We start from the raw sequence: 19,629 nt of genomic DNA on the forward strand, positions 1-19,629 counted from the left end.
GTGACTTGTTAGACTTATGCCGATTTTTATTTAGTTTGATGTGATTATGCCGATTCGTCAATTTCAAGCACAACGTATGCAAGCGCCTCGTGATTTTATTCCAATTGAAAATACCCCGATTTGTGTAGAAATTGGAGCAGGCAAGGGCAAACATGCTTTGCTTTTTAGTGGGCAACAGCCACAGCACACGTTGTATGCAATTGAACGAACCCGAGAAAAATTCTTGGCAATGCAAAAACAGCATGGTCTGGAACCAAGAGAGAACTTGGTCCCTGTACATGCGGATGCTTTACCTTGGGTAGTGCATGCTTTGCACCCCGCTCAAATTGAACATTTCTTTATTCTCTACCCAAATCCAGAACCACATAATCCAGCACAGCGCTGGTTGAATATGCCATTTTTTGAGTTCTTAATCTCGCGTCTGCAAACAGGTGGAACCATTACTCTGGCAAGTAATATTCCCGACTATATTGAAGAGGCAGAGCAGCAGTTATTAAATGTATGGAAGCTGCCTTACCAAAAAGAAAAAATTGCTCAAACCTCTGCACGTACCCATTTTGAAATTAAGTATTTAGAACGTGGTGAGCTTTGTCAGCAGCTCATTATGACCAAGCCTGAAGGTTATCAAACTCGATTTGATGGGTTCGCGCCATTGCAAGGGCAAACACATGGCGAATAAGCGGGTTGCCATTATTGGAGCAGGCCCAGCAGGTCTTATGGCTGCTGAGGTACTAAGCCAATACGCTTATGATATTGATGTCTATGAACAAAAACCTTCAGCGGCACGCAAGTTTTTGATGGCGGGCAAAACGGGCTTAAATATCTCACATGCTGAACCTTTAGCACAGTTCATTGAACGTTATGATCATGCAGAATGGCTCAAACCGTGGGTTGAAAAATGGGATGCAGTCTGGATTCAAAGCTGGATGAAAAGTCTGGGAATTGAATCTTATGTGGGCACCTCAGGTCGTATTTTCCCTGTCGAAATGAAAGCAGCTCCTTTGCTGCGTGCTTGGCTAAACCGTTTGGCAGAGCAACAAGTTAAATTCTTTTATCGTCATCGTTGTATTGATTTGCAAGGTACTTCGGTGACTTTGGAAAACCAGAATAATCAAAGCACTGAAACTTTTACCCGGCAATACGATGCAGTTGTATTGGCCTGCGGTGCGGTGTCTTGGTCACAACTAGGGAGTGATGGCGCATGGCAGCAATGGGTTGATCAATCTAATATTGAGCCTTTCCAACCAAGCAATGCAGGGGTATTGCACGCGTGGTCCTCTTTTATGGAAAGCTGTTTTGGTGAACCTTTAAAGCGTATCAATGCGTGGGTTAAGCCTAACCAAGTTACTCATGGCGATATTGTGATTACTCACTATGGTTTAGAAAGTGGTGTCATTTATAAACTTGGACGAGCTTTAAGAGAACAACAAAAACAAGGGAAAAGCTTAAATCTATTTTTAGATTTATTGCCCGATGTAGAGTTGTCTCAGTTAATTAAAAAATTGCAGGGTGGAAAAAAACAGTCTCTGACTAATATCTGGCGTAAAGCAGGTTTAGATACGGCTAAAATTAACTTAATTAGAGAAGTCGTTGATAAAGCACTATGGAGCCAACCAGAGGTTATGGCTCAGCATATTAAAGCACTTCAAATTAAGTTAGATGGCTTTAGACCTATTGAGGAAGCAATTAGCTGTGCTGGTGGTGTTAAGCAAGATGTATTAACTGAAAGCTTAGAGCTTAAACAAAACTCAGGTGTTTTTTGCTGTGGTGAAATGCTGGATTGGGATGCGCCTACAGGCGGTTATTTGCTTACGGCATGCTTTGCCACAGGGCGAGCAGCTGGTGAAGGTGTACATTCATTTTTAGAAAAATAAGAACTAATTTGGCGCTATGTTTGATATATGAAAAGTGTTATTTTTGAGCGATCAATAATAATAGGAACTATGAGAACATGTCTCAAGCATCACCAGTCTACCAGGGAAGTTGTTTATGTCAGGGTATTCGCTATGAAATTACAGGCGATATCGGAGATATTATTCAATGCCACTGCCAACGATGCCGGAAAGCCAATGGAACAGCATTTGCCACAAATGCTCCAGTTAAAAGTGCAGATTTTAAAATTACTCAAGGTGAAGACCTAGTCAAAAAATTTGCTGTGGAGGGTGTGTACCGTTGGTTCTGTAGTGAATGTGGTTCACCTTTAATTAGCTCGCGTGATGCACAGCCTGAATTATATCGTTTAAGAATTGGCACACTTGATACACCACTTGCCCAAAAACCAACGATGCATATTTTTGCTGCTTCAAAAGCAGAGTGGGAAAGCATTTGTGACGATTTACCGCAATACGATGAACGTCCATGATTTAAAAAGTATGTTTAAATTAAATTCAAGATGATCTAATATACTTAAAACAGGGAGATGGCATTCTTCCCTTGAAAAACTGCCCTATTGGCTAATGATGCCTACGTTACCCTCATGTATTTATATCGCTGGGTACGTAGGTTTTTGCGTACTTTGCTTATTTTTTGGAGTACGCCATGTCACGTTATGCTTCATTCTTTTTTACTCTTTTAGCATCTATCTAAAGGGGTGTTCTTATGTATTATTCTTTACTTTCAATTGCTTTAGGTTCAGTTCTCGGGGCATGGTTACGTTGGTTTTTAGGTTTAAAACTCAATCCGATTTATCCGCAAATTCCACTTGGTACGGTTACCGTTAATTTAGTCGGTGGTTTTATTATTGGTTTTGCAATTGCTTATTTTGCCCAAAGTGATTTAAGTCCGAACTATAAGCTTTTTGTGATTACGGGTTTCTGTGGTGCTTTAACTACCTTTTCAACGTTCTCGATTGAGATTGTGACTTTATTACAAAGTGGCAAATTGGGAATGGCGATGTTAGGAATTTCCATCCATTTAATTGGATCGTTAATTTTTACGTGTTTGGGATTGGCGACTTATTATTGGGTAGCGGGCAACTGATTATTCAGATGTTGAAGGCGTGACATATAATGCACAGCCTCGGTTTTAAGATATTCTCCAGCACCATTTGTATAGGCATACCTTACTTTTGAAAGGTCAAAAGTAAGCAAAAATCTTTTGTGTCGCTGAGGCTACATCCATATAGCACAGCAAAACAGCGGCATCCATGCCGCTTGTCACGATAGTAAATGACGAATTAAAAACATAGGATTTATTTTGGGATTTGATACGCGTTAAAGTCATCAACAGCCTGACTGAAATTAGCTATATTTTGTTTTTGCAACATATTGGATAAGTGCAAACAGATAACAGGTTCTGTTGATCTTGCGCTGCTTTAGTCGCAGCTCAGGTTTTGCCTACTTTTCCCAAAAGAAAAGTAGGACGAGTCGAAGGCTAATCTAGATATAGTACGTCACTGAAAAAACTCTATTGTGACAATCTTCTAATTTAAGACATTACTTACTAGCACTTATTATTTTTCAGTTAAAGCCTGACCTTCAAACTTCACACCATCCCAACCATTTTGCATAAACTGACGAATATTTTGATGGTCAGTGCCCTCAGGGGTAGCCAATACAGATGCGTAGTGTTCTGCAAATAAACTTAAAGTTTGTGCTTGGTCTAAACCTTGTAACTTGGCAAAAGAGAAAACTTTTGCACTGCCTTGATTTTCAGTCGCAGCGTTATGCTGTGCGCCATTTTGAAAAGCTGTTGGAGTATGTTGGTAACGTGCTTCAATATGAGCTAAAACGTCTGAAAATTTTGCTGTGCCTGCTTGTAATTGGGCAAGTAACTCTTGTGCCATTATCTTAAACTTCCTAACAAATGAGGGCTTAAGCATAGCATCGAATAGGCACTTTGGAAGCTTGGTCATTATAAAAATTGAAGAGTTATGGGGAAAACTCAGAAGAGTTTTTATACAACTTGTGGATAAGTTCTCTTTTATACACAACTTAAAAAGATCGAAAAAATACACATAAAAAAAGAAGCCTAAGTGGAGGAGATAGTCTTAGGCTTCCAATGATTTAAGTGTATGGGTCAAATCTTAACGTAAGATTAACTCTTACGATTAAAGCGAGCGAAGCGTTTATTAAAGCTTGCCACACGACCTTCATTACTGGCTTGACGTACTTCGCCTGTGTAGAAAGGATGTGACGCACTCGAAATATCAAGAGTGACATAAGGATAGACCTGTCCTTGATATTCTTTGGTTTGTTTCGTCTGGAGAGTACTGCCAATTAAGAAGTACACATCTGCATTGGTATCATGAAATAACACTTGTTGATAAGCAGGATGAATATCTTTACGCATGAGAGATTGTCCTAAATTATTTTTGATTAAAGAAATGTTATAACATAACAATTAAAAAGTCAATGTAACCCTAACAGGCTACATAGATAAGTAAATTAAGTTAGTGAGAAGGCGGAACTAGCTCTTCAAATAAATCACTGAGGTTATCATGTACTTTTAAATGAATCAGGTTCCAGTAATGCCCTGAAATGGTTCTATTGACCATGAGCGTATCTGGCGATGGTTTAAAGACATCCCAATACTTCAAAGATTTTTTCACAAGTAACATGCCATCATGATGTGATGAGTTCTCGGCAAAATCATAAGTAGTATCAAGTGGGCGCAATAAAACTTCAATCCAGAGTTTATACAAGTCACTTGGGAATTTGCCTTTTTCGGCAAGAGAGTGCAGTTCAAGTAACTCTGTTTCAATCAGATCAATATTTTCATGGCGAGCTGCATTTACCAAAATTTTAAAGTGCTGCACGAGTTCATTTGAAAGCGTTTTAACACTGCCATAGTCATAAATAATGACACTGCCATCTTGGCGGAAGGCAAAGTTACCTGGGTGAGGGTCACAGTGAAAACGTTTTAAAAAGAACATTTCCTGGCCTAAAGCACGGATCAAGCGGCGTCCAATGGTATTTCGAATTTCCAGAGGCCAAGCGCTAGCAGTTTCAATGCTGTCACCTTGTTCAAGGCTCAAGGTCAAAATACGTCTTGAAGAGTAATCTTTATAAACGGTCGGGATGATAATTTTGTCATCTAACTGGCTATGAAAGGTTTTAAAAACTTCAAGATTTTGAGCTTCAATTTCATAATTGAGCTCTGCTGACAGGCTATCTTGAATTTCTTCAAAAAGCTGATCTTGTAGCTTTTTATCAATTTTAAGCACGCCCATTAAACGAAGCGCTAAACGTACTTGTTTTAAATCACTTTCACAGGCTTCATCAACACCCGGATATTGCACTTTCACGACGACTTGTTCACCACTAGGTAGAGTAGCTTTGTGAACTTGTCCAATTGAAGCAGCAGCAAAAGGTTCTTGATCAAAGGATTTAAAGGCAACATTGAGTGGTTTTCCAAGCTCACGTTCAACTTGTTGCTGAATAGCAGCAAAAGGCATGGCTGGGGCTTGGCGTTGTAACTTTGAAATTGCTTTAGCGACTTCGGGTGGAAAAATATCTTTATATTGCGATGCGATTTGCCCGACTTTCATGACGGCACCTTTCATTTCTCCTAAGGTGTCGGCAATTTGCAAACCAATATCCTGAAATAGCTTAGTTTTTGAAGCTAGCTTTTGTTCTTCATCTGCGGTCAAGTTTCGAATCGAGTTAGAAACGGTTTTCGTTGCAATGCTCGCGGTCATTCCTGCAAGTTTCATAAATCGTTTGCCGGGTGAACTTGCATTCTTTGCCATATCTTCGATACCTCAATTGACTACAACATAATATTGCCTAGTTTTGATCATAGGTGACAAAGCTTAAAAAGCCTATATGAAATTGTTTATGTGATGTAAGAAAATTTTCAAAAAACAAAATGTTATTTTTATAGTAAAAAATATGAAAAGCTTGTGAAAATCCATTTCATAAACAAAGCTTTAATATCTATAAAGTCTCTGTTTTTTTGGTGCTAATGTGAATGGCAAGTTAAATAAAAATAGAGATAACAAAAGTTATGACAAGTTTAAATTCGGCCCATGGGCGGTCTCAAGCGGTTCCTTTATCTGTGTTTGAGCAGTCAAAAGACGCGCATATTATTCGTTCTGATGAAGAAGCAATTGAGATTGCCAAACAACTTGCCCAAGAGTTTGCACAAGAGGCATCGGAGCGGGACAGAGAGCGCCGTTTACCTTTAAATGAAATTCAACAGTTCTCGCAAAGTGGCTTATGGGCCATTACGGTTCCTAAGCAATTTGGTGGTGCACAAGTTAAATATCGAACCTTGGCTGAGGTTATTAAAACAATTGCGAGTGTTGACCCATCTCTTGCACAGCTTCCCCAAAACCATTTAGCTTTTATTGAGCATTTACGCCTTGATGCGAAACCTGAACAACAACAATTCTTTTTTAATTTAGTGCTGAGAGGAATCCGTTTTGGAAATGCCTTTTCAGAAAAACATAGCAAAACAGTTGCAGATCTCACTACAACACTGAGAAAGACCGAGCACGGTTATGAAATTAATGGCAAGAAATTCTTTGCAACCGGTGCCTTGCTTGCTCATTGGATTCCGATTGTGGCGGTGAATGAACAAGGTCAGCCTTATGCAGCACTCGTTCCTCGGGAGACCTCAGGAGTTAATATTATTAATGACTGGTCTGGTTTTGGGCAACGAACTACGGCCAGTGGCACTGTTGAACTTAATCAAGTTCCAGTACGTGAAGAGTATTTAGTTCCGATTTATCAGGCTTTCGAACGTCCTACACCGGCAGGTGCAATTTCACAATTTATTCAAGCTGCTGTCGATGCTGGTATTGCACGTGGTGCAATTGAAGAAACAATCCACTATGTCAAAAATCATAGCCGTGCATGGGTTGATTCAGGTCTGGAGAAAGCGAGCGATGATCCCTATACGATTGCAAACATTGGTGATTTAAAAATAAAACTTCGTGCAGCAGAAGCGGTATTAGATTTGGCCGGAGATGCGATTGATCAAGCGATTGCAGATACGACAGAAGAGCATGTAAACCAAGCCACATTACTAGTTGCTGAAGCAAAAGTACTTACTACAGAAGTTGCGATTTTAGCAGCGAATAAGCTTTTTGAATTGTCGGGAACGCGATCTACTTTGTCTGAGCTTAATCTAGACCGCCATTGGCGAAATGCGCGTACCCACACCTTGCATGATCCTGTGCGCTGGAAATATCACATTGTTGGTAATTATTACCTTAATGGCATCCATCCACCTCGCCATGCATGGAGTTAAATTGAAGAAAAAATAAGATTAGGAGAATAAAGATGACGATTACCCAAATTGAATTAGAAGAACTGTCTGTCGGTGCCGACTATGAAAAGGTAGCAAGTAGATTTCGTCCAGTTTTTGAAAAAATTGCCCAAGGCGCAATTCAACGAGAAAAAGAGCGGATTTTACCTTTTGAACCGATTCAGTGGTTAAAAGAACTGAAATTAGGTGCGGTACGTGTTCCGGTTAAATATGGTGGAGATGGGGTGTCATTGCCGCAACTGTTCCAGCTGTTAGCAGAGTTAGCCCAAGCAGATTCGAATATTGTGCAAGCATTGCGTGGACACTTTGCTTTTGTTGAAGACCGCTTAGTTGCCCATAGAGAACATTCGCAAGAGGTTTGGTTTCAGCGCTTTGTACAAGGTGATTTAGTTGGGAATGCATGGACAGAAGTCGGAAATGTACAGATTGGTGATGTCATTACGCGAGTCACCAAAGATGCTTCGGGTAACTTAGTGGTGAATGGTGAAAAGTACTATTCGACAGGAAGTATTTTTGCTGACTGGATCGATTTATTTGCTTACGATGAAGTGAATGACCGCCATGTGATTGCTGCAATTTATCGTCATGAAACAGGTGTAAGTGTGATTGATGATTGGGATGGCTTTGGACAAAAGACAACAGGTAGTGGCACTTTAAAAGTACATCAGGTTCATTTGCCAGCTTCGCACCTTATTCCATTTGACCAACGTTTTAAATATCAGACCGCTTTTTATCAAGTTGTCCACCTTGCAACCCTAACAGGGATTGCACATGCCGCGGTCGAAACTTTTAGCCAAGAAATACGTGAGCGAAAGCGTATTTTTAGTCATGGTAATGGTGACCTTGTTCGTCACGACCCACAAGTTTTACAGGTGGTGGGTAAAGCCTCTGCTCAAGCCTATGCAAGTTTAGCAATTACGATTAAAACAGCAGAAGCATTACAAAAGGCTTATGAAAGTCACTTTAGCGAGTTAGAGGTAAAAGAACATCAGTTTAATGTAGATGCAGAGCTTGAGTCAGCACAAGGGCAGGTGGTGATTTCTAATTTGGTACTGGATTTAACCAGCCAGTTATTTAATGCTTTAGGTGCATCAGCAAGTAGTCAGGTCAAACAACTCGACCGTTTCTGGCGTAATGCGCGAACGGTGTCTTCACATAATCCACTCATCTATAAAGAAAAGGTGATTGGAGATTGGGAAGTGAACCGGACAGATTTGCCTTTTGTCTGGCAAATTGGAGCAAGCCCGCGGGCCAAGTCTGCATAAAATAAAAAAGCCGATGAATAATCGGCTTTTTTATTAGGTTTTGCTTAAACGTTTGGTATTTAAATAAAGCCGTGAAAGTAATAATACACAGGCAATGCTTAAACCAATAATCAAGCCTAACCATACACCAGCCACGCCCCAATGGGTATAACGCGCTAAATAAAGCCCAATAGGAAAAGCAATCACCCAGTACGCCATGAGTGTAATCCACATCGGTGCTTGGGTATCCTGCATACCTCTTAAACAACCTGCGGCACTCACTTGCAATGCATCCATTAACTGATAAGCCATGGCAAACCAGAGTAAATACATCGCAACAGGAACTACGGTTAAGTCTTGAGTATAAATTGATACAATTTGCGCACGGCCTAGGGCAATAAAAGTCATGGTTAATATGGCAAAAAATATTGCTGTGCTGAGACCAATCTTTTGCACCTGATACATTGCCGCCCAGTTCTTTTCACCATAATAAGTACCTACTCGAATGGTCAAGGCAATGGCTAGTGAAAGCGGAATCATAAACAGCACAGAGGTAACGGAAATTGCGACTTGGTGTGCAGCTATAAAAACCTCACCGAGTGGGCTAAGAACCAGCGCACCTGTACTAAAAATACTGACTTCAAAGAACACAGCTAAACCGATTGGCAGACCAAGCTGTAAAATTCTTTTAACCCAAGTCAGGTTAATTTTATCAAATCGGCCAAAAATAGACGTATTTCGATAAGCCGAAGCTTTATAAATATAGCCTGCTAATGTAATGAGCATTAGCCATTGTAAAATTGAGGTCGCAAAACCACAGCCTGCGCTACCTAGTGCAGGTATTGGCCCAAATCCATGCATAAAAATCATGTTAAGAGGGATCAACACAACTAAAGCTAACATGCTAATAGCTGTTACAGGGCGTGGATGACCTAATGCTTCTGAATAGCCACGTAAAGCTGCGTACATAGTCACAGCTGGCATACCCAAGCCAATTGCATGCAAGAACAAGCTTGCTTTAGGTCGTAAGCTTTCAGGTACGCCAAACACATGCAAGAAAAATGGCATAAGCTGCAAAATGAGCATCGCCATTACACCTAAAATGATGGCGACCCATAATGACTGACGGACAATCACTGGAATTTGGTCCGTATTTCTTGCACCCTTTGCTTCGGCTACCAAAGGTGTTGTTGCAATCATAATGCCGCTGAACAGGAGCATGACTGGAATCCATAAACCGACCCCTACTGCAATGGCAGCTAAATCGGTTGCAGATAAATGCCCAGCCATAATAGTGTCAATTAACCCGAATCCTGCTTGAGCAAATTGGGTAATTAAAATCGGAAGCATTAAGTGGAAGAGTTGTTTTAATTCAGACCGAAAAGATGTGACATTCGACACAAAAGGTACTCTTTTTAAATATAAAAAATGAAGCTAACGCTGCAAAGTGAGTACCACACCGACAAAGATGATGACTCCACCAAGAAACCGTTGCCATGTAACAGGTGTCTTTTCTGTGCCCAACCAACCAAAATGATCAAGTAACATAGAAATAACGATTTGCCCAAAAACGACTAGCCCTGTAAAGGTTAAAAAACCAAGCTTAGGTGCAGTATAAATGCTCATGCTGATTGCATAAACCCCAAGAAAACCTCCTGTCCAAAGAAGCCATGGAATATTCGTTATTTCACCTAAAGTGGGCTTCTCGGCACTTTGAAAGAAAACCATAACCGCTAAAACAATAGTACCTATGAAAAATGATAATAAAGCTGCCTGCAAAGGTGAGTGTAATTGCTCGCGCAGCTGAGCATTAATTGCAGTTTGAAAAGCCATGGCAACACCGATTCCCATAGCTAAGGGTAAAAACAGGAAAAGTTGGCTAGAGAATTTCATCATTTTTATCAGTATTTAAGAATGTTTAAATTCAGTCTAAAGCAATTAAGGTATGTTTTCATAAGCCCATTGATGCAGTCATGTTAAAATAGAAATATTGTGTAAATTGGACCTGCTCCTTGGCCGTATTAAACCCTGCTTCTATCCCTTTATCTTTATATATCCACATGCCTTGGTGCGTGCGTAAATGTCCATATTGTGACTTTAACTCGCATGCGGTACCAGACGGAGCACTTTCTTCAGAGCTCGAACAAACTTATTTAAACGCGTTGGTCGCCGACTTTAAAACTCAAATAGAAATGGCACAGGGACGTTCGATTCACAGTGTGTTTATTGGTGGGGGGACACCTTCACTCATTTCGGCACAGGGTTATGTATGGTTATTTGCAGAACTTAAATCATTACTTCAGTTTGAAGACAGCTGCGAAATTACCTTAGAGGCAAATCCGGGAACGGTAGAGCATGACCCATTTGCAGGGTATTTAGAGGCTGGCATTAACCGCTTATCGATAGGTGTTCAGAGCTTTGATACTGATCATTTGCAAAAGCTTGGACGTATTCATTCTGCAAACAATGCAATTGAAGCGATTCAACAAGCAAAGCAGGCTGGCTTTAAGCGAGTGAATGTAGACTTAATGCATGGTTTGCCTGAGCAAACGCTAGAGCAGGCACTTTATGATCTCAAGCTTGCTGTAGAAAGTGGCGCGACACATATCAGTTGGTATCAACTTACTATTGAACCGAATACCGTTTTTTTCCGTACTCAACCCGTTCTACCACAAGATGAAATGCTTGAAGATATTCAAGAGCAGGGTGAAGCATATCTTAAGGCAAATGGTTTTATAAATTATGAAGTTTCGGCATGGCGTAAAGAGCTGCCTTCAGCACATAATTTAAATTATTGGGAATTTGGTGATTATCTTGCAATTGGTGCAGGTGCACATGGCAAAGTGACGCGACCAGATGGGGTGTATCGTTTCCAAAAAACCCGTTTGCCAAAAGACTATTTAGCTAAAGTTCCGGCCGAACATTTACAAATGAAAAAGATAGAGGCAGAAGAGCTACCTTTTGAGTTTATGATGAATGCTTTACGTTTAAATGACGGGGTAAAAGCTGAACTATATGAGCAGCGTACAGGCTTAAACTTAGATCACTTAAATGATGTACTCACTTCGCTACGAGCAAGAAAGCTACTGGTAGACGATGTTTCTCGTTTGGCTTGTACTGAGCAGGGGCATATTTTCTTAAACTCAGTGCTTGAAGAATTTTTATAATTAAATAAAACAAAAGCCGCATCAGTAGATGCGGCTTTTTTGATTTTAACGAGTGGTGTAGCCGCCATTTGCAAATATTGTTTGACCGGTAATCCACCATCCGTCGGTCACCAAAAAGCGAACTAAAGGTTCGATATCTTCAATTTTGGTTAATCCACCTAAAGCTGAAGCTGATTTATGGTAAGCCACTGCCTCGGCAGATTCCTGTCCATAAAAGAATGGTGTATCCATAGGACCTGGCGCAACAGCAGTCACAGAAATCTGACGATCACCAAATTCTTTTGATGCAGCGCGGGTGTAATGTTCAACAGGCGCTTTTAAGCCTTCATAGGTTGAATAGAGTCCAGTGTAAGCTGCAAGAAGAGAGGTAACGATTGAACAGATTTTTCCGCCGTCATTTAAATGACGACCTGCCGACTGAATAAAGAAATAGGCAATTTTTGAGTTGATATCGCTCATGCTATCAAACTCTTGTTCTGTAGTTTCCAAAAAGGATTTTTTCAAAACCTTTCCAACCGTATTAATGGCAATATCAATTCCGCCAAAATGCTGCTTCGTGTCTAAGAAGAGCTTTTCAATATTATCAATATCCGTTAAGTCTGCCTGAATTAAAACGGCGTCTACACCGAATGCTGTTACCTCTGCGAGTGTCTGCTCGGCATCAGCTTGAGTTTCAGAACTATTGTAGTGAATTGCGATTTTTGCGCCTTGTTCTGCAAATTTACGGCTAATGAGTCCACCTAAGTTTTTTGCACCGCCTGTAATCAGTACAACTTTATCTTTCAGAGTATGAATTGCCATGATGGTTGTTCCTATGATGACTTGTTCTAATGTGTTTTTAGTCTAGATTGGCGGTAATTTTTGATCAATTGTGCTAGTTTGGTTTAACTATTCAGAAAATACGAACAATTAAATGGATCGGTTGCAGCAATTCTTTATTTTCACAGAAGTCGCTAAACGACAAAGCTTTAGTGAAGTGGCAAATCAGCTTGATTTACCCCGTTCGACGGTGACGAGTGCAATTCAGCAACTTGAAACTCACTATGGAGTACGCTTATTTCATCGTACTACCCGTAAAGTCAGTCTTACCCAAGATGGACAAAGAATATTGCCCGAATGTCAAAATCTATTATTTGACTATGAACAGCTCGAACAACTTATACAGGCGCAAAAGCAGCATTACCGTGGCACGCTAAAAGTTTCAATGCCCAGCCGAATCGTGCATCAAGTGATTATTCCTGAACTTCCCGATTTTTATAATCGCTATCCAGATATCCATTTACAACTGAATAGCTCAGATGACATCACTGACTTGATCGAAAAAGGAATTGATTGCGTTGTTCGGGTAGGGCAGCTAGATAATAGTAGTTTGATCGCGAAGTTTGTTGGCAACTTGATTATGGTGAACTGTGCAAGTCCTCATTATTTAGAACAATATGGTATTCCTGAACAATTAGAAGACCTATCTCAGCACAAGCTTATTAACTACGCAGGAGCCGTAGGGGAAAAACAGGGCATATTTTTATATCAAGATGGAACAGTGATGATGGATAGTGCTTTAAGTATAAATAATACAGAAGCCTATATTGCAGCTGCTTGTGCAGGTTTGGGGATTATTCAACTTCCATACTACGATGTTCAGGATAAAATTGAGCAAGGAATTTTGGTTGAAGTGCTAAGCGCATATACTGCTCAATCATTGCCACTTAATATTTTGTATCCGAACCGAAGTTATATTCCTAAACGTTTAGAAATCTTTATGAACTGGGTTAAAGAAGTTTTATATAAGAAATGCATCGTCATCTTTTAGTCATAAAACTAAAATACGATAACAATAAAAAAAGCCTCTCGCAGTGAGAGGCTTTTTAGAATTTGGTGGGTCGTCCGCGACTCGAACGCGGGACCAACGGATTAAAAGTCCGCTGCTCTACCAACTGAGCTAACGACCCAAATAGGTTCAAAACAGATAAGTGGTGGGTCGTCCGCGACTCGAACGCGGGACCAACGGATTAAAAGTCCGCTGCTCTACCAACTGAGCTAACGACCCGTATCGTTTTGATGTCGCGTATTTTAGCAAGTTATTCAACTAACACAAGAGGTAATTCAAAAACATTTGCATGATTGCCTATAAAAAGCACGATTTCCTCTTGTTTAGTTAAAAAATGAACTAAAAACGGTATTTATATGCCTGAATATTGTCAAAAATTTCAGTTGTGACGTCACAATAACTGTTTGCACCAGGTAATAAAGCGAGTAAACGTTCAGAAGTTTTGCCTGGATTAAACGCATCTTCCTTCAATTTATTCTTTTGATATTTAAAAGTACCTGTTGTTTCAACCTTAGCTTGTACACGTAAAAACACAGGTACTGCGTAAGTAGGTAGGCATTTTTTAAATATAGTGACCATTTCTGTTAAATCAGCGTCATTTAACTCAGCACCATCAGCAAGTGTGATTGCTGCCATACCAGCACGACCATTCGTATTTGGAATTTCTACACCATAAACCACTGCTTCAGCGATCTTGTCATACTCACAAACCATGTTCTCAACTTCAGTAGTAGATACATTTTCGCCTTTCCAGCGGAAGGTATCTCCTAAGCGGTCAACAAATTGGGCATGACGGAAACCAATATTACGAACAAGATCACCTGTGTTGAAATATGAGTCACCTTTTTTAAAGACATCTTTCATAATCACAGATTTATTCTTTTCTGGGTCTGTATAGCCATCAAAAGGTGAGCGACTGGTAATTTTACCGACTAGCAAACCGATTTCACCTGCCTTAACTTTTTTACACCAACCCTTTTTATCGCGTACAGGTTCGTTTTTCTCTTTATCAAACTCAATAATGGCATAGGGCGTAGGAGAGAAGCCTACCGTGTTGTCAAAGTTAAAAATATTACTAAAGCCAACATTGCCTTCACTTGATGCATAAAGCTCAAGAACCTCTTGGACACCAAAACGTTGTTTGAACTTATCCCAGATGTTTGGACGCATGCCATTACCGATCATTTTGGTTACGCGGTGGGCACGGTCAATTTCTGTAGGAGGAGCATCCATTAAGTAACGGCAAAGCTCTCCTACATAGCCAATTGCAGAGGCATTAAATTTCTGAACATCTTTCCAGAACGCGCTGGTTGAATATTTACGTCGAATTGCAAGGGTAGAACTTCCTGCAATCACCCCACACCAGCACACGACGACACCCGTTGCGTGGTACAGCGGTAAAGTGACATACATCACATCAGCTGGACCAAGGTTTAAAATGTGACCATAGGTGCCATATGCGAGCGTCCAGCGACTATGTTTGAAAATAACAGCCTTTGGTAAGCCTGTTGTGCCCGAAGTATAAATATAAAACAGGCCATCATTGCCATGAACAGATTGCGTAGTCGATGGGTTAAATTTTGGAAATTGATCAATTTCTATTGCAAGATTGGCATAACCTTGAGGCGCGGTTCCCGCATCTTGACGTGTTGCCTGATCTGCAAACCAATGGAAACGGTCTGTAGGAACATTTAAGTCCTGACGAATTTCATCAATTACAGCTCGAACTTCTTCACCCGCAATTACGGCAATTGGTTTTACAAGATTGATGCTATGAGCGAGGACCTTACCTACTTGAGAGGTATTAACAAGCGCAATAGTTACCCCAATTTTAGCTAAGCCTACAATTGTGGCAATGAGTTCAGAACGGTTCTCCACCATTACCGCAATCACGTCACCTTTACGTGCGCCGAGAGAGAGATAGTAATGAGAAATCTGGTTAGCCCATTCGTTTAAAGCTTCGTATGAGTAACTTTGATCTTCAAATAATAATGCAATGCCTTGCGGATTTCGCTTAACAGCTTTTTCAAAAGCGACACCTAATCCCGTTGGTGTATTTGCTGTTCTTAAGTAAGCCTGTTTAAGACCATTCAGGATATGGGGCACTTTGGGGATGAAGCTAGGAAGTCTTGTGGCAACATCACCAAGCGTAATGATATCGGTCTGTGTTGTCTGGCTCATATCAATCCTATTTATTTTTCGATCAATCCAAAAAAGGTTGCGTTGGCAAAAGTACAGTATTTTTCATGGTTCACCATGCTTTTAAAACTTTTCTTCTAGTGCAATCAACCTAATTGGTTAAAAATAACAAAAAAAACCTAGTCATCGAAATGACTAGGTTTGTTTAAATTAGTTGCAATTGAGCAAATGATTTACTCAGCTACAGGATTTGCTTTCTTTGGTGGACGACCACGAGGACGACGAGGTGGGCGATTTGGTTTGTCCAGATCCGCCTTAGAATCTTCTGATTCAACCTCAGCAGTAGTTTCTGTTGGTGCTACAGCTTGTTCTGCGGCTGCTTTAGCTCTTGCCGATGCTTTCGGTTGTTTCACAACCGGAGCTTCAACCACAGTTTCAGCTGGTGTTTTTTCGCTTGTTTCACTTTGCGCTACTTCACTCACCTGATCAAGCTCAAGCGGTTGTTGTTTTGACTCAACAGGTGCTTGCGTTTCTGCAGCTGGGGCAACAACAGTTTCTTCAACAGCTGGAGCTACAGGAGCAGCTTCTTCTGGTGCAGAGTGTTGTTGTTTAACTTGCTCAAAAGCTTGTTCAGCAGCAAGTTTTGCTAAACGACGACGCTCACGTGGATCATTAGCAACACGCGGTGTTTGCTCTTTTTGTGGCGTCAATGGAAGTACAGGCGCAGGCTCTGCTTCTTGTGATGGCTTGTTGCTTGGAAGCTCTGCATCACGAGTAACAGGTTTCTTGTCTTCATCATCAGACGCGACTTCGGTTACGAGAGTACTTGCATACTGTTCAACAAATTTCTGCAATGCACGATTAAATGTTGGGACTAAGCCAAACTGTTCAATCAATACTGTACAGTCCTCACCATAAACATGACGAATCAAGCTACCAATCGTATATTGCGCCAAAGTTGGAATTTGCGATGGGGCAATAGATGGTACCGCAGCTTTAGCACGTTTTGCGTTGCGTTGTTCACGGCGACGCATACGAGGGTCATTACTCGCACGTTGAATTTGCGGTTGATTTTTGTTGTCTGCTGGAGGAGGAGTAGTTTCTTCTGTTTCAGCAGCTACCGTCTCTTCTACAACAGCAACAGGGGCTGGAGCTGACTCTTGAGCGACTTCAACAACAGGTGCTGTTTCAGTGCGCTCAACAGGTTGGTCAGGAGTTAAAGCAATAATTTCGCTTTGTGCCTGATCAACATTGATCACTAAGGCTGTATTCATGACTTCATGCTTTGGAGCATCAATCAAATCAACCTTAATTTGTTTCTCATCAACCACTACTGGTGCCGGCGCATTTTGATTTTCATTTAATACGCTTGGATCGCGGTGGCGATTTGGACGGTTCGGACGTTGATTATTACGGTCACGGCGCGGCACAGCATTTTCAGTTTGTTGTCCATCATTTTGATGTTGTGGATGTGGCTGATCTGGGTGCTGACGCTTTTGTTGACGTTTTAACTCACGTTGTTCTTGACGTGATAATTGTACAACTTCTTCATGAACCTGTTGTGGTTGTTGCGGTTGCTGTTGTTGTGGCTCTTGAGCATGGTGATGTTGTTCACGTTGCTCTTTGTGCTTACGTTTTTTGTTGTTTGGACGTTGTTGTACTTTATTGTCGTCTTTTTCAACATTCTCACGAACTTCCTGTTTAGCAGGAGATTGTGAAATATAAGCATTGTTAGATGGAGCCGAAACAACTTCAGCAACTGCTGGTACTACGACTTGTCCAAACTGGCCACGGCTTACAGCGCCCGTATTCACCATTTGTTCAATTGTAGCAGCAGCATTTTGTGCCGAGCGAGATTGATCAACAGTTTTAGCTTGTTTTTGAACAAAAAGGTTCTCTAACCATGCACAAGGACTTGCCGCTTTTTGAGTGCTTGATTGAGCAGCAGAAGGTTGAGCTGATTGATTTACTTTCTTTTGTCCGGCAGTGTTTGCAGCAGGAGCTGCATGAGTATGGCCATGATCTGCTTCTTCTAAATGCCATTCAGAAGATTCATAACCTAACTCTTTCTCACTTGAACGAGTTGCTTCAGTACGTTCGTAGCTAGATGGTGCAAATCCATCTGGATTGTACTGAATTTCATAGTGAGGTGTTTCTAAGTGTGGGTGAGGTAAAATAGTCACACGAACACTAGAAGTTTGCTCTAAGTAAACAAGGCTGTGTCGTTTTTCATTGAGTAAGAACGCTGCAATTTCAACAGGAACTTCTACTTGTACTTCACCATGACGTTCACGAAGTGCAATTTCTTCTACTTTACGCATAATTGAAAGCGAAAGTGAACGTAAGTCACGAACCATGCCTGTGCCATGACAGCGTGGGCAAACATATCCAGTTGCTTCTTCAAGTGATGGGCGTAAGCGTTGACGGCTCATTTCCATTAAGCCAAAACGAGAGAGTTGGCCAAACTGAATGCGTGCACGGTCGCTTTGTGTTGCTTCACGAAGTTTTGCTTCAACCATACGTTGGTTGCGTTCTTTAGTCATATCGATGAAGTCGATAACAACTAAACCGCCAATGTCACGAAGACGAAGTTGGCGAGCAATTTCTTCTGCTGCTTCTAGGTTTGTATTAAGCGCAGTTTCTTCAACGTCATGTCCACGAGTCGATTTCGCAGAGTTAATATCGATTGAAACTAAAGCTTCAGTCTGGTCAATTACGATTGAACCACCAGAAGGAAGTTTTACTTCACGCTCGTAAGCAGTTTGAATTTGGCTTTCAATACCAAAATGAGCAAACAAAGGCTCGTTTAAAGTATAAGTTTTAAGTTTGTCTAATTGACGTGGCATAACTGCTTTAACAAAGTTATACGCTTCGTTATAGGCTTGTTCGCTATCAATTAAAATTTCTGCAACGTCATCACGTAAGTAATCGCGGATAGCACGAGTCACTACACCAGCTTCTTGGTGAACAAGCATTGGAGATGGACCAGAACTTGCAGTGCCTTGGATTTGTGCCCAGAGGTCAAGCAAATGCTGTAAATCTAACTGTAATTCTTCTTGAGTACGGCCAATACCTGCGGTACGCACAATAACACTCATGCCACGAGGTAAATTTAAAGAAGCTAAAATTTCTTTTAATTCTTCACGTACAGAACCTGAAATTTGACGACTGATACCGCCACCTTTCGGGTTGTTTGGCATAAGAACCAAATAACGTCCAGCAAGTGAGATGAATGTAGAAAGGGCAGCGCCTTTATTACCACGTTCTTCTTTTTCAACCTGAACAAGTAATTCAGTACCTTCAGTGATGAGTTCACGAATGTTTGAAGTTTGTCGCGGGTCTGCTTGGAAATAACTATTCGCAATTTCACGCATAGACAAGAAGCCTTGACGGCCTGCGCCATATTCAACAAACACAGCTTCTAAAGAAGGTTCTACGCGGGTTACATGGCCTTTATAGATATTGGATTTTTTCTGTTCTCGGGTACGATTTTCTAAATCAAAATCGTAAAGACGATTACCAGTGATAAGTGCAACGCGGACTTCTTCTGCGTGAGTTGCATTAATCAACATACGTTTCATGGGTGTGACACCTAATAGTGACCCACACAAACATATCGCACAAACTTAAAGGTTCTGAACGAACATCGAACATGACGGATCATTTCCCAGATCTCAAAATATTTGTGGTCTGAGTCATCTGTTACCGGCTACATTTAGCCTTAACTTCGATTCTCGTCTGTGATGTAGGCAATACTGCTTCAACCTTTAAATCAGACTTCCTTAGTGCTTCACTGGCGGGTGAGCGGTGCATTGGTTAATGACTTTCACTGTCATTGTGCGCGAAGTGACTTCCTTTTAGAAGTTTGATACGGAATGTTCATCGTATCGGTGCTTTCGGCAGTTCCAATGCATCAACGCTTTAGCCTGAAGGCAACATTAAGGAGCGATTTGTCTGATGTGTATCAGTTTACGTTCCATAACCAACTAGAGTTGGTAACATATTTTTTTGAACAAACTGAATTAAACGCAACAGTTTG

At 40.9% G+C, this 19,629-nt stretch carries 16 protein-coding genes, 2 tRNA genes, 1 pseudogene and 1 riboswitch; of the genes and pseudogenes, 9 read left to right on the forward strand and 10 right to left on the reverse strand.

Going from position 1 to position 19,629, the window contains the following annotated elements:
* Positions 1-40 precede the first annotated feature (40 nt).
* The 5 genes and pseudogenes from ACINWC141_RS16580 to ACINWC141_RS19900 all read left to right on the forward strand — a co-directional run bounded on the left by ACINWC141_RS16580 (position 41) and on the right by ACINWC141_RS19900 (position 3,274).
* Positions 41-679 carry a class I SAM-dependent methyltransferase gene (locus ACINWC141_RS16580; protein WP_081400198.1) on the forward strand — a complete coding sequence of 213 codons (639 nt, stop codon included), beginning with the start codon at positions 41-43 and terminating at the stop codon, positions 677-679.
* On the forward strand, positions 669-1,874 hold the full coding sequence (locus ACINWC141_RS16585) for a TIGR03862 family flavoprotein (protein ID WP_009393108.1): 1,206 nt from the start codon (positions 669-671) through the stop codon (positions 1,872-1,874). The genes ACINWC141_RS16580 and ACINWC141_RS16585 overlap by 11 nt, the downstream gene beginning before the upstream one ends.
* Positions 1,875-1,951: 77 nt before the next feature.
* Complete coding sequence (locus ACINWC141_RS16590) at positions 1,952-2,362, forward strand: GFA family protein (RefSeq protein ID WP_009393039.1); 411 nt, start codon at positions 1,952-1,954, stop codon at positions 2,360-2,362.
* A 44-nt stretch (positions 2,363-2,406) separates the two neighbouring features.
* Positions 2,407-2,473: riboswitch (Fluoride riboswitch) on the forward strand.
* A 125-nt stretch (positions 2,474-2,598) separates the two neighbouring features.
* Positions 2,599-2,979 (forward strand): fluoride efflux transporter CrcB, encoded by a 381-nt coding sequence (gene crcB, locus ACINWC141_RS16595; protein WP_005045024.1) that lies wholly within the window; start codon positions 2,599-2,601, stop codon positions 2,977-2,979.
* Between the two features lie 166 nt (positions 2,980-3,145).
* Positions 3,146-3,274, forward strand: a pseudogene (locus tag ACINWC141_RS19900) (hypothetical protein).
* 177 nt (positions 3,275-3,451) lie between these two features.
* Here ACINWC141_RS19900 and ACINWC141_RS16600 read toward each other — a convergent pair.
* The 3 genes from ACINWC141_RS16600 to ACINWC141_RS16610 all read right to left on the reverse strand — a co-directional run bounded on the left by ACINWC141_RS16600 (position 3,452) and on the right by ACINWC141_RS16610 (position 5,689).
* On the reverse strand, positions 3,452-3,784 hold the full coding sequence (locus tag ACINWC141_RS16600; protein ID WP_002114866.1) for a HopJ type III effector protein: 333 nt from the start codon (positions 3,782-3,784) through the stop codon (positions 3,452-3,454).
* A 251-nt stretch (positions 3,785-4,035) separates the two neighbouring features.
* On the reverse strand, positions 4,036-4,290 hold the full coding sequence (locus ACINWC141_RS16605) for a type B 50S ribosomal protein L31 (protein ID WP_003654672.1): 255 nt from the start codon (positions 4,288-4,290) through the stop codon (positions 4,036-4,038).
* A 100-nt stretch (positions 4,291-4,390) separates the two neighbouring features.
* A complete protein-coding gene (locus ACINWC141_RS16610) occupies positions 4,391-5,689 on the reverse strand; it encodes an ABC1 kinase family protein (protein WP_009392982.1) in 1,299 nt (432 codons plus the stop codon).
* Positions 5,690-5,946: 257 nt separating this feature from the next.
* Here ACINWC141_RS16610 and ACINWC141_RS16615 point away from each other — a divergent pair, with 257 nt between their 5' ends.
* Entirely contained in the window at positions 5,947-7,194 is a 1,248-nt protein-coding gene (locus tag ACINWC141_RS16615) for an SfnB family sulfur acquisition oxidoreductase (RefSeq protein WP_009393009.1), read from the forward strand.
* A gap of 32 nt (positions 7,195-7,226) precedes the next feature.
* Positions 7,227-8,477 carry an acyl-CoA dehydrogenase family protein gene (locus ACINWC141_RS16620; RefSeq protein WP_009393008.1) on the forward strand — a complete coding sequence of 417 codons (1,251 nt, stop codon included), beginning with the start codon at positions 7,227-7,229 and terminating at the stop codon, positions 8,475-8,477.
* A 33-nt stretch (positions 8,478-8,510) separates the two neighbouring features.
* Here ACINWC141_RS16620 and abeM read toward each other — a convergent pair whose 3' ends face one another.
* Positions 8,511-9,857: a multidrug efflux MATE transporter AbeM gene (gene abeM, locus ACINWC141_RS16625; protein ID WP_034678983.1), complete on the reverse strand. Its 1,347-nt coding sequence runs from the start codon at positions 9,855-9,857 to the stop codon at positions 8,511-8,513.
* A 33-nt stretch (positions 9,858-9,890) separates the two neighbouring features.
* Positions 9,891-10,352, reverse strand: coding sequence for a DMT family transporter (locus tag ACINWC141_RS16630; protein WP_009393027.1), 462 nt, complete (start codon positions 10,350-10,352; stop codon positions 9,891-9,893).
* A 116-nt stretch (positions 10,353-10,468) separates the two neighbouring features.
* On the opposite strand from ACINWC141_RS16630, the gene hemW reads away from it, so the two are divergent.
* The gene (gene hemW / locus ACINWC141_RS16635) at positions 10,469-11,623 is read left to right on the forward strand and encodes a radical SAM family heme chaperone HemW (protein WP_009393085.1); all 1,155 of its coding nucleotides are present in this window, start codon (positions 10,469-10,471) and stop codon (positions 11,621-11,623) included.
* A gap of 45 nt (positions 11,624-11,668) precedes the next feature.
* Here the strand turns inward: hemW and ACINWC141_RS16640 are convergent, their stop codons facing one another.
* The gene (locus ACINWC141_RS16640; protein WP_009393139.1) at positions 11,669-12,424 is read right to left on the reverse strand and encodes an SDR family oxidoreductase; all 756 of its coding nucleotides are present in this window, start codon (positions 12,422-12,424) and stop codon (positions 11,669-11,671) included.
* A 112-nt stretch (positions 12,425-12,536) separates the two neighbouring features.
* On the opposite strand from ACINWC141_RS16640, the gene ACINWC141_RS16645 reads away from it, so the two are divergent.
* Positions 12,537-13,433, forward strand: coding sequence for a LysR family transcriptional regulator (locus ACINWC141_RS16645; protein ID WP_009392977.1), 897 nt, complete (start codon positions 12,537-12,539; stop codon positions 13,431-13,433).
* A 63-nt stretch (positions 13,434-13,496) separates the two neighbouring features.
* On the opposite strand, the gene ACINWC141_RS16650 is transcribed toward ACINWC141_RS16645, so the two are convergent.
* From ACINWC141_RS16650 to ACINWC141_RS16665, 4 genes are all read right to left on the reverse strand, one after another.
* Positions 13,497-13,572, reverse strand: a tRNA-Lys gene (locus ACINWC141_RS16650).
* Positions 13,573-13,594: 22 nt separating this feature from the next.
* Positions 13,595-13,670, reverse strand: a tRNA-Lys gene (locus ACINWC141_RS16655).
* 120 nt (positions 13,671-13,790) lie between these two features.
* Complete coding sequence (locus tag ACINWC141_RS16660) at positions 13,791-15,632, reverse strand: long-chain-acyl-CoA synthetase (protein WP_009393080.1); 1,842 nt, start codon at positions 15,630-15,632, stop codon at positions 13,791-13,793.
* Positions 15,633-15,823: 191 nt separating this feature from the next.
* Positions 15,824-19,171: an Rne/Rng family ribonuclease gene (locus tag ACINWC141_RS16665; RefSeq protein ID WP_009393258.1), complete on the reverse strand. Its 3,348-nt coding sequence runs from the start codon at positions 19,169-19,171 to the stop codon at positions 15,824-15,826.
* Positions 19,172-19,629: the final 458 nt, after the last annotated feature.

It is taken from the genome of Acinetobacter sp. WC-141, assembly GCF_000313935.1.
GTDB lineage: Bacteria > Pseudomonadota > Gammaproteobacteria > Pseudomonadales > Moraxellaceae > Acinetobacter.